Source organism: Streptococcus sp. GMD6S (assembly GCF_000297015.1).
In genome coordinates, this window is record NZ_AJRH01000371.1 from 1 (window position 1) to 3,173 (window position 3,173).

3 protein-coding genes are annotated in these 3,173 nt (G+C 45.1%); all 3 read left to right on the top strand.

What is annotated here, in order from left to right; all coding sequences use genetic code 11:
* On the top strand, positions 1 to 1,911 hold a 1,911-nt coding region (gene leuS / locus GMD6S_RS11735), incomplete at its 5' end, for a leucine--tRNA ligase (RefSeq protein ID WP_000962927.1).
* Positions 1,912 to 2,105: 194 nt separating this feature from the next.
* The gene (locus GMD6S_RS11740; RefSeq protein ID WP_001144921.1) at positions 2,106 to 2,801 is read left to right on the top strand and encodes a GNAT family N-acetyltransferase; all 696 of its coding nucleotides are present in this window, start codon (positions 2,106 to 2,108) and stop codon (positions 2,799 to 2,801) included.
* Positions 2,802 to 2,812: 11 nt separating this feature from the next.
* A partial coding sequence (locus GMD6S_RS11745) for a GNAT family N-acetyltransferase (protein WP_000626620.1) occupies positions 2,813 to 3,173 on the top strand: 361 nt, incomplete at its 3' end.

Here is a 3,173-nt window from a genome sequence, read left to right on the forward strand (position 1 = left end):
GCCTATGCAGAGCGCTTGCTTAATGACTTGGATGAGTTGGATTGGCCAGAGTCTATCAAGGACATGCAACGCAACTGGATTGGGAAATCAACTGGTGCCAATGTCACCTTTAAAGTGAAAGGGATTGACAAGGAATTCACCGTCTTTACCACTCGTCCTGATACTCTTTTCGGTGCGACCTTCACTGTCTTGGCTCCTGAGCATGACTTGGTTGATGCGATTACAAGTCCAGAACAAGCTGATGCAGTTGCGGACTACAAACACCAAACTAGTCTCAAGTCTGACTTGGCTCGTACCGATCTTGCCAAGGAAAAAACAGGGGTTTGGACGGGCGCTTATGCCATCAACCCTGTCAATGGCAAAGAAATCCCAATCTGGATTGCCGACTATGTTCTTGCTAGCTATGGTACAGGTGCGGTAATGGCTGTTCCTGCCCACGACCAACGTGACTGGGAATTTGCCAAACAATTTGACCTTCCAATCGTAGAAGTGCTTGAAGGTGGAAATGTAGCAGACGCTGCCTACACAGAAGATGGTCTTCATGTCAATTCAGACTTCCTTGATGGACTGAACAAAGAAGACGCTATTGCTAAGATTGTGGCTTGGTTGGAAGAGAAAGGTTGCGGTCAAGAGAAGGTTACCTACCGTCTCCGCGACTGGCTCTTTAGCCGTCAACGTTACTGGGGTGAGCCAATCCCAATCATTCATTGGGAAGATGGGACTTCAACAGCTGTTCCTGAAAGTGAATTGCCACTTGTCTTGCCAGTCACCAAGGATATCCGCCCTTCAGGTACTGGGGAAAGCCCATTGGCTAACTTGACCGACTGGCTTGAAGTGACGCGTGAAGATGGTGTTAAAGGTCGTCGTGAAACCAACACCATGCCACAATGGGCTGGTTCAAGTTGGTACTACCTCCGCTATATCGATCCACACAATACTGAGAAATTGGCTGATGAGGACCTCCTCAAACAATGGTTGCCAGTAGATATCTACGTAGGTGGTGCGGAGCATGCCGTTCTTCACTTGCTTTACGCTCGTTTCTGGCACAAATTCCTCTATGACCTCGGTGTTGTTCCAACTAAAGAACCATTCCAAAAACTCTTTAACCAAGGGATGATTTTGGGAACAAGCTACCGTGACCACCGTGGAGCTCTTGTAGCGACTGACAAGGTTGAAAAACGTGACGGTTCTTTCTTCCATGTGGAAACAGGAGAAGAACTGGAGCAAGCACCTGCTAAGATGTCTAAATCGCTCAAGAACGTTGTTAACCCAGACGATGTGGTGGAACAATATGGTGCCGATACCCTTCGTGTTTATGAAATGTTCATGGGGCCACTCGATGCTTCCATCGCTTGGTCAGAAGAAGGTCTGGAAGGAAGCCGTAAATTCCTTGACCGTGTTTACCGTTTGATCACAAGTAAAGAAATTGTTGCGGAAAACAATGGTGCTCTTGACAAGGTTTACAATGAAACCGTTAAAGCTGTAACTGAGCAAATCGAATCCATGAAATTCAACACAGCTATTGCCCAACTCATGGTCTTTGTCAACGCTGCTAACAAGGAAGACAAACTCTATGTGGACTACGCCAAAGGCTTTATCCAATTGATTGCCCCATTTGCACCTCACTTGGCAGAAGAACTTTGGCAAACAGTTACAGCAACAGGTGAATCCATCTCTTACGTGGCTTGGCCAACTTGGGACGAAAGTAAATTGGTTGAAGACGAAATCGAAATCGTCATCCAAATCAAAGGAAAAGTCCGTGCCAAACTCATGGTCGCTAAAGACCTGTCACGCGAAGAATTGCAAGAAATTGCTCTGGCTGACGAAAAAGTCAAAGCGGACATTGACGGCAAGGAAATCGTGAAGGTGATTAGTGTACCAAATAAATTGGTTAATATTGTTGTGAAATAACGAGTTTATTAGCTCTATCTGCCACCTTCAATAGTACACTGGACTATTGAAGCCAACCAAACTTGTTAATATCGTTATTAAATAAGAAATGAATCCTTCAGAGTAGAATCTGAAGGATTTTTTGAATTTTTTCATGAAAGTATGATATACTATGTGCAATTATAAAGTTTGAAAAGTGAATCAAGGAGAAAACGATGCCAGTAAACGAATATGGTCAGATGATTGGTGAGTCAATGGAAGGTTATACTCCAGGAGAATTGCCTTCCATTGATTTCTTAGAAGGGCGCTACGCTCGGATAGAGGCTCTTTCGGTGGAAAAGCATGCGGAGGATTTATTAGCTGTTTATGGTCCAGATACTCCTCGGGAGATGTGGACCTACCTCTTTCAGGAGCCGGTGGCAGATATGGAGGAACTGGTTACCGTCTTAAATCAGATGTTGGCTCGTAAGGACCGTTTTTACTATGCGATTATAGACAAGGCAACTGGTAAGGCTTTGGGGACTTTTTCTCTCATGCGTATTGACCAGAATAACCGAGTAATAGAAGTGGGTGCCGTCACTTTTTCTCCAGAATTAAGGGGAACACGTATAGGGACAGAGGCTCAATATCTCCTAGCTCGCTATGTTTTTGAGGAGCTTAACTATCGTCGCTATGAGTGGAAATGCGATGCTCTAAATCTGCCATCCAGACGAGCAGCAGAACGTTTGGGCTTTGTCTATGAAGGAACCTTCCGCCAGGCAGTCATTTATAAGGGGCGTACGAGGGATACGGATTGGCTCTCTATGATTGATAAGGACTGGCCTCAAGTTAAAGCTCGTTTGGAAGCATGGCTGGCTCCCGAAAACTTTGATAAAGATGGACGGCAGTACAAGAGCTTGAGAGAACTCTAAGAGGTGATGACATGATTAGCGTGAGAAAGCAAGAAGTTGTCAAGTTAGAAGATGTTTTGCATCTCTATCAGGCAGTTGGATGGACAAATTATACACATCAACCCCAAATGCTGGAGCAGGCCTTGTCTCACTCATTAGCGATTTATATGGCACTTGATGGCGATGCTGTTGTGGGCTTGGTTCGTTTGGTCGGAGATGGTTTTTCATCGGTTTTTGTCCAGGATTTGATTGTTTTGCCTAGCTATCAGCGTCAAGGGATTGGCGGCGCCTTGATGAAAGAGGCTTTAGGGGATTTCAAAGATGCCTATCAAGTTCAACTGGTGACAGACCAAACAGAGAAAACCTTGGGATTTTATCGTTCCTTGGGCTTTA

Bases quoted from the DNA above. Each gene is read 5' to 3' on its own strand.
- GMD6S_RS11740 (WP_001144921.1), top strand. From the start codon at position 2,106: ATGCCAGTAAACGAATATGGTCAGATGATTGGTGAGTCAATGGAAGGT.